This is a genomic window from Flavobacterium sp. (assembly GCF_003525665.1).
In the GTDB taxonomy this organism is placed as follows: Bacteria; Bacteroidota; Bacteroidia; order Flavobacteriales; family Flavobacteriaceae; genus Flavobacterium.
Window position 1 is genome coordinate 532 of the sequence record NZ_DQDX01000210.1, and the last position, 2,859, is coordinate 3,390.

The 2,859-nt window shown below is 28.9% G+C and carries 3 protein-coding genes and 1 pseudogene; 1 reads left to right on the forward strand and 3 read right to left on the reverse strand.

The features are described from left to right. Positions 1–113, forward strand: a pseudogene (locus tag DIU01_RS14625) (tRNA-binding protein); the annotation flags it as partial. Here the strand turns inward: DIU01_RS14625 and DIU01_RS14630 are convergent. From DIU01_RS14630 to DIU01_RS14640, 3 genes are all read right to left on the reverse strand, one after another. After that, entirely contained in the window at positions 110–313 is a 204-nt protein-coding gene (locus tag DIU01_RS14630; protein ID WP_290835719.1) for a hypothetical protein, read from the reverse strand. The pseudogene DIU01_RS14625 and the gene DIU01_RS14630 sit on opposite strands and share 4 nt — an antisense overlap. 225 nt (positions 314–538) lie before the next feature. Continuing rightward, positions 539–919 carry a PUR family DNA/RNA-binding protein gene (locus tag DIU01_RS14635; RefSeq protein ID WP_290835731.1) on the reverse strand — a complete coding sequence of 127 codons (381 nt, stop codon included), beginning with the start codon at positions 917–919 and terminating at the stop codon, positions 539–541. A 68-nt stretch (positions 920–987) separates the two neighbouring features. Then, a complete protein-coding gene (locus tag DIU01_RS14640; protein WP_290835733.1) occupies positions 988–2,745 on the reverse strand; it encodes an ABC transporter ATP-binding protein in 1,758 nt (585 codons plus the stop codon). Between the last annotated feature and the right edge of the window lie 114 nt (positions 2,746–2,859).

Below are 2,859 nucleotides of genomic sequence, written 5' to 3' on the forward strand. Positions count from 1 at the left end.
AACAAATTGGGAAGTTTATGAGCGAATGTTTAGTTCTAGGCTCAGTAAATGGAGATGATATTGTGTTAGTATCATCTGATTTAAAAGTAGAAAACGGACTGAGAATTGGTTAGTTTTTTTTCTTCTTATTTACAGCTGCATAGATATTGAACAAGCAAAGGAAAATAAAAAGTACCGGAATTATATATGATTTGACGTTACCATCGGGTCCATTATTTACATAATTTGTGTAAATCATATACAACCAAAATGCAATAAAAAAGGAGTTAAACGGAACAGCATATTTGTTTAAAAACAGAAGAAATTTTTGCATAATTTGATATTTTAAAAAAAGTCCGAAATCATTTAATCTCGGACTTTTTTATTTTTTTTATATTCTTTATTGTAAATATTATAAAAAGAAAAGGAACTATTAATCTGTATAATAAAATAGTGCCAAAACAGAGATTTAAAAGTACAATAACAATCCAAAAAACTAAGAAAATATAGTTTATAATCAGCCTATACTTATTTAAAAAGGATGTTAAAAAAGTCATTTTTAAATATCGTCAAAATTTAAATCGGTAAAACTAGTAGTTTTTGGCTCTTCTTCACCTTCGTTTTTATCGAAAAAATATTCTTTCTTGAAATCTTTCTGATGTCTTTCTGAAATTACTTCTTCACCTTTATTGTTTAACACAAAAGCGGTCATTTCGTCCATAATTTCTTTAAAAGCTGTAAAATCTTCTTTGTACAAATAGATTTTGTGTTTTTTGAAGTGAAAAGATCCGTCTTCTTCTGTAAATTTTTTACTTTCGGTAATGGTAATGTAGTAATCTTCTGCTTTTGTCGCTCTTACATCAAAGAAATAAGTTCTTCTTCCAGCTCTTAGTACTTTAGAAAAAATTTCATCTTTTTCTAACATATCATTTTCTCTCATATTCGTTCTATCAATTAGTGTAGTTTTAGTTCTACGAAAATGGTAAAAAAAATGATTCTATGCAAGAATTATTGTACTTCTTTTTCAGAAAGTTGTTTGTAATAAAGTTCTTTATAATAGCCGTCTTGGTTTACTAATTGATTATGAGAACCTTGTTGAATGATTCTTCCTTCGTCTAAAATAATTATTTTGTCAGCATTTTTTGCAGACGAAACTCGATGACTTACAATTATGGTTGTTTTATCTTTGGAAATTTCTAGTAAATTATTCAAAATCTGCTCTTCGGTTTCGGTGTCAACTGCCGATAGACAATCGTCTAAAAGTAGTATTTCGGGATCTTTTATAATCGCTCTTGCAATAGAAACACGTTGCTTTTGTCCACCAGAAAGCGTGATGCCACGTTCGCCCAAAACAGTTTCGTATTGGTTATTGAAATTGATGATATTGTCATGAACTACAGCTTTTTTGGCTGCTTCAAATACTTCTTCGTTAGTAGCATTTTCTTTTCCGAATTTTATATTATTCTTAATTGAATCGGAGAACAAAAAAGCATCCTGTGGAACAATTCCGATGCTGTTTCTTAAATCGTACAAATTTAAATCGGCCAATGGAGTTCCATCCATTAGAATTGAACCTTCTTTAATATCATACATTCTTGTAATCAAAGTGAGAATACTTGATTTACCCGAACCTGTTTTTCCTAAAATCGCTAAAGTTTCACCTTTATTAACTATGAACGATACATTTTTTAAAGCAGTAATATTGGTGTCTTCATAAGTAAAACTCACATTTCTAAACTCAATTTCTCCTTTAATAATCGAATGATTTGGATTGGTATTTTTAATTTCTGGTTCAATTTTTAAAAACTCGTTGATGCGTTTTTGCGATGCTTCGGCTTCTTGAACCAACGATGAAACCCATCCAATAGTAGCAACTGGCCAAGTTAACATGTTTACATAAAGAATAAATTCGGCAATGGTTCCGATGCTTTTTATAGTTCCATCGATGTACATCATTCCGCCAAAATAAATTACAACCAAATTACTAACACCAATTAAGGTGACCATCAATGGACCAAAAAAGGATTGTACATTAGCCAAACTCATGCTTTTGCTTTTACTTTCCTCAGCAAGATTGATGATGTTTTTTTGATGTTGTTCTTCAAGGCTGTAGGCTTTTACAACTCTAATTCCAGAAAAAATCTCTTGTGTATAACTTGAAATTTTAGACAAATATTGCTGAAAAATAGTACTACGTTTATTGATAATAACACTTATCTTAAAAATAATAAACGATAAAATTGGTAATGGAAGCAATGTATATAAGGTCAATATTTTCGACTCATTGTACATATATATAATAACAATTGTAAAAGTAATAAGTGTATTTATGGTGTACATTACAGCTGGACCAACATACATTCTAACTTTTCCAACGTCTTCACTAATTCGGCTCATTAAGTCGCCGGTTCTGTTTTTTTTGTAAAAATTTTGATCTAAAACTTCATAATGTTTAAAAACTTCATTTTTTAAATCAAACTCAATGTGACGTGACATCACAATTAAGGTTTGACGCATTAAGAAGGTCAAGATACCAGCAATAATTGTAGTTCCAACAACCAATAATATATTCTGAATTAATTCGCTTTTAATTAATTCGTTACTTAAATTTTTATCGTGATAATCTTCAATGGCTTTAAAAGATTTACTTATCAACTTAGGTGTAAAAAGTCGGAAGATTTGTGCGGCAATAGTTATTAAAATACCCAACAAAAATCGGTATTTGTATTTGATAAAATATTTATTTAAATATTGTAGTTCTTTCATTTTATTTTAAAAAGGCGTGTAGTATTGTTGCTACATGTGTTAATTATATGAAAATAATGTAATTTAAAAATAATTGATTTAAATTAATTTTATTAACAATATGCTAATTAAAAC

What these genes read in the sequence shown, in the direction of transcription:
- DIU01_RS14635 (WP_290835731.1), bottom strand. Translation starts at nt 919, where the DNA reads ATGAGAGAAAATGATATGTTAGAAAAAGATGAAATTTTTTCTAAAGTA.
- DIU01_RS14640 (WP_290835733.1), bottom strand. Translation starts at nt 2,745, where the DNA reads ATGAAAGAACTACAATATTTAAATAAATATTTTATCAAATACAAATAC.
- DIU01_RS14630 (WP_290835719.1), bottom strand. Translation starts at nt 313, where the DNA reads ATGCAAAAATTTCTTCTGTTTTTAAACAAATATGCTGTTCCGTTTAAC.